Below are 985 nucleotides of genomic sequence, written 5' to 3'. Positions count from 1 at the left end.
TCTGGTCGTAAACGAGTCCGTATTGTCCTCACTGGAACAAAATAAGTACTGTTTGTTGCCAAGAGAGGGTGGTGGTTTTGTGGAGCTGTATCAATTGCCTCTTCGTTTATCTAAAATTCTCGGATGGGCAGGAGTAGCGTTTCTTTGCGCGCCGGAATCACACAAGACAAAAGCAGGTCAACAATTCGCAGACATTCTAAATAAAATATTGGAGCTGTATTCTGGTTCTGTGATTGCATTGAGTGATGCTCAAGCTTCACACTGGGAGGTCTCTCTAGCCGTGGCCAAAGCGCTGAACCTCAATGAACAAGCCGAACAGCTAATAGGATTGCTATTCAACTCTATAATAAGCTGCGAAGGCAAGCTCGCCAGATATGACATCTCCCCCGACAAAGCACTGAGCTATCTATTATCTAGAGAGTGTAATAATTTTAAGAACAACTACACCCTTGTTGAGAAACCAATTGAGACCTTATCTGTGCTATTGCGAGCGGCAAAGGTTTTTGAGCTTGAAGATATTTTGAATGAAGATTTTTGGCAGATTGACGGTCTGAGTTTTTCTTGTTATCGCCCAGACTCTTACATTAACTACTCATCAATTGTTATGGAGGGCGGAACGAACGAAGCATGGCAAATCGGTTTCGATGTTTTTCGAGTCGAGGACTTCATAAAGTCTTGGACATTATCGTACGAACTCAGCGGAAGCATTGTCTACAAGCTTTCAGTTATTGGATCGTTATTGCTCGAGGATCGTGTACCCTGGTTTTGTATTGATTATTTCCTTGAAAGTATCCAGGATTAGTTTTGACTCGCGCTGCGAGTGCGGTTGCGCAATTGTTTTTGACTAACTCTTACACGAATGGTTGCCAAGCTTATCGTAATCAAAAAATAACAATGCCGTAACAGTTGACGAAGTGAAGTGTTGCGCCAGGTTGTGTGTGAGAAAAAATTTTCGCCTATCTGAGTATCCGCTTTTGGCTGTAAG

The 985-nt window shown here is 42.6% G+C and carries 2 protein-coding genes; one reads left to right on the top strand and one right to left on the bottom strand.

The window, feature by feature from the left end:
* On the top strand, window positions 1–802 hold an 802-nt coding region (locus HT737_RS30330), incomplete at its 5' end, for a hypothetical protein (RefSeq protein ID WP_220459609.1).
* Here the strand turns inward: HT737_RS30330 and HT737_RS31490 are convergent.
* The coding region (locus tag HT737_RS31490; RefSeq protein ID WP_220459607.1) for a hypothetical protein at window positions 799–985 on the bottom strand (187 nt) is incomplete at its 5' end. The two genes, HT737_RS30330 and HT737_RS31490, sit on opposite strands and share 4 nt — an antisense overlap.

The sequence above is a fragment of the Pseudomonas sp. MD195_PC81_125 genome (assembly GCF_014060985.1).
In the GTDB taxonomy this organism is placed as follows: Bacteria; Pseudomonadota; Gammaproteobacteria; order Pseudomonadales; family Pseudomonadaceae; genus Aquipseudomonas; species Aquipseudomonas parakoreensis.
This window is presented reverse-complemented; position numbering and strand designations above follow the sequence as displayed.